Below are 2,121 nucleotides of genomic sequence, written 5' to 3' on the forward strand. Positions count from 1 at the left end.
ATAAATTCGCTCCTACAAGGGAGCGTCGCGTTTCAGATCTCCTGAGGCCCCACTCACGCTGGTTTCAGATGCCCTGGGGCGCGGGCTCCAGCTCGTTGGTGCTCATGCCCACCGCCAGGCCGGCGCGCAGCGACTGCAGGGCGGCCTGGTAATAGACCTTGCCGGCGTCGGATTGGGCGAATTCGACGAACTGCTCCAGTTCCGGGTCGCTCAACTCGCGATAGACGTGCAGCAGGGTGTTGTCGAGGTCCTGCTCGATCTGCGCCATCAGGCGCTCGCGCTGGCCATTGAGCAGCCCCTGGGCCTGGCCGCCGCCGAGCAGGCCGGGAATCATCTGGCTGAGGCTGTCGGCCGCCACGCCGGCCAGTGCCAGGCTGACTTCGGCGCCGGCCTCCTTGGCGGGAATGGCCTGGGCCAGGTGACGAATCAGCAGGCGACGGGTGGCGTCGGCGTCGGTGCGCGGCAGGCCGTTGGCGTACTTGGCCAACTGATCGCTGCGGGTAGCCAGCGTCTCTGCGGCGACGATCTTGCGACCCAGCGCAGATTCGAAAAAGGCCAGTGCCGGCTGCGGGTCGGCCAGCTCCACGCGTAGGCTATTCTGCGCGCGCTGGTCGATGGCGGCAGCGGCGAAGCGGCGGTTGCTGTTATCCACCAGCGCCTGGAACACCGCCGGTGGCAGTGTGCTGCGGTAGCGCTGCTGGGCGGCGTCGAGTGCCTGGTTGAAATGTTCGCGCTGTTGCGGCCAGCCTGCAGCCTGGTAAAGGCGCAGGTGATCGTCGGCCAGGGCCGGCCAGCTCAGGCCAATCAGCAACAGGGCAAACAGAACGCGCATCGAGAACTCCTTGGCAAACTTTCCCAGCCGGCCGCAGGCTGTTGCGGCCGGTTATTTTCGGTGGCTGACAGGGGGCTTGTCGAGCTATGTCTAGCGGCCATCCGGCGCTGTACAATCGCCGCCATGACCGAACCCTGCCAGCAAGACCTCTTTTCCAACCTTATAGACGACCTCGCCAGCCAGGGCTGGTCGCAACGGGCGTTGTTCGCCCCTGAGATTCTGACCCGCGAACTGGCCAGCGAGTGCCGTAAGCGTGAGCGCAGTGGCGAGCTGAGCGCGGCCAGTGTTGGGCGTGGCAGCGCCCAGCAGGTGCAGGAGGGCATTCGCGGGGATCGTATCCAGTGGCTGGAACCAGGCGAGAGCGAGGCCTGTGACCGCTATATGCAGCTGATGGACGACCTGCGCCAGACGCTGAATCAGGAGCTGTTTCTCGGGCTCGAGGATTTCGAGTGCCATTTTGCCTGCTACGAGCCGGGCGCTTTCTACCTGCGCCATCTCGACCGCTTCCGTGACGATGATCGACGTACGGTCTCGGCGGTGCTGTACCTGAACGACAACTGGCAGGCCGAGCAGGGCGGCGCGCTGCGCCTGTACCTGAATGACGGGCGCGAGCATGACGTGCTGCCGCAGGCGGGCACCCTGGCGCTGTTTCTTTCCGGAGAGATGCCCCATGAGGTGCTGCCCGCCACCCGCGAGCGGCTGTCGCTGACAGGCTGGTTCCGGCGCCGCGGTACGGACGTGCTCTGAGCCGCCGGCGCTGGCCGGACAGGGGGAGACGATGCAGAAGATCTTGGTCAGCCGCTGCCTGCTCGGGCATCGGGTGCGTTACGACGGTGGTGCCCACGGCCCCTTCGATCTGCTCCAGCAGTGGCTCGATGAGGGACGGGTAGTGGCGCTGTGTCCGGAAGTGGCGGGAGGCTTACCCACGCCGCGCCCTCCAGCGGAGATCCATGGCGGTCAGGGCGGTGCGGTGCTGGACGGGCGCCTGCCGGTGCTGACGATCGACGGTGAAGACGTTACCGCCGCGTTCGTCGACGGCGCCGAGCAGGCGCTGGCCTTGGTGCGCGAGCATGGCATCCAACTGGCCCTGCTCAAGGCGCGCAGCCCATCGTGCGGCAATCTGGAGAACTACGACGGCAGCTTCGGTGGTGTGCGGGTGCCGGGCGAGGGCGTCACCGCGGCCTTGTTGAAGCGAGCTGGGATTAGGGTGTTCAACGAAACGCAGCTCGGCGAGGCGGCTGCCGAGCTGGCGCGGTTGGAGCAGGCTTGATGTAGCCCGGATGCAATCC

General features: G+C 66.5%; 3 protein-coding genes. 2 read left to right on the forward strand and 1 reads right to left on the reverse strand.

Features of this window, described 5'->3' with window-relative positions:
* Positions 1 to 64 precede the first annotated feature (64 nt).
* Entirely contained in the window at positions 65 to 832 is a 768-nt protein-coding gene (locus B3P22_RS14310; protein ID WP_296271426.1) for a hypothetical protein, read from the reverse strand.
* A 123-nt stretch (positions 833 to 955) separates the two neighbouring features.
* Here B3P22_RS14310 and B3P22_RS14315 point away from each other — a divergent pair, with 123 nt between their 5' ends.
* Both B3P22_RS14315 and B3P22_RS14320 read left to right on the forward strand, forming a co-directional pair.
* Positions 956 to 1,579, forward strand: a complete 624-nt coding sequence (locus B3P22_RS14315; protein ID WP_296271427.1) for a 2OG-Fe(II) oxygenase — start codon at positions 956 to 958, stop codon at positions 1,577 to 1,579.
* A gap of 31 nt (positions 1,580 to 1,610) precedes the next feature.
* A complete protein-coding gene (locus B3P22_RS14320) occupies positions 1,611 to 2,102 on the forward strand; it encodes a DUF523 domain-containing protein (RefSeq protein WP_296271428.1) in 492 nt (163 codons plus the stop codon).
* The last annotated feature ends 19 nt before the right edge of the window (positions 2,103 to 2,121 follow it).

Source organism: Pseudomonas sp. UBA6323 (assembly GCF_002439135.1).
GTDB lineage: Bacteria > Pseudomonadota > Gammaproteobacteria > Pseudomonadales > Pseudomonadaceae > Aquipseudomonas.

Excerpts from the sequence above, each read along its gene's own strand:
- B3P22_RS14320 (WP_296271428.1), top strand. The coding sequence starts at position 1,611 with ATGCAGAAGATCTTGGTCAGCCGCTGCCTGCTCGGGCATCGGGTGCGT.
- B3P22_RS14315 (WP_296271427.1), top strand. The coding sequence starts at position 956 with ATGACCGAACCCTGCCAGCAAGACCTCTTTTCCAACCTTATAGACGAC.
- B3P22_RS14310 (WP_296271426.1), bottom strand. The coding sequence starts at position 832 with ATGCGCGTTCTGTTTGCCCTGTTGCTGATTGGCCTGAGCTGGCCGGCC.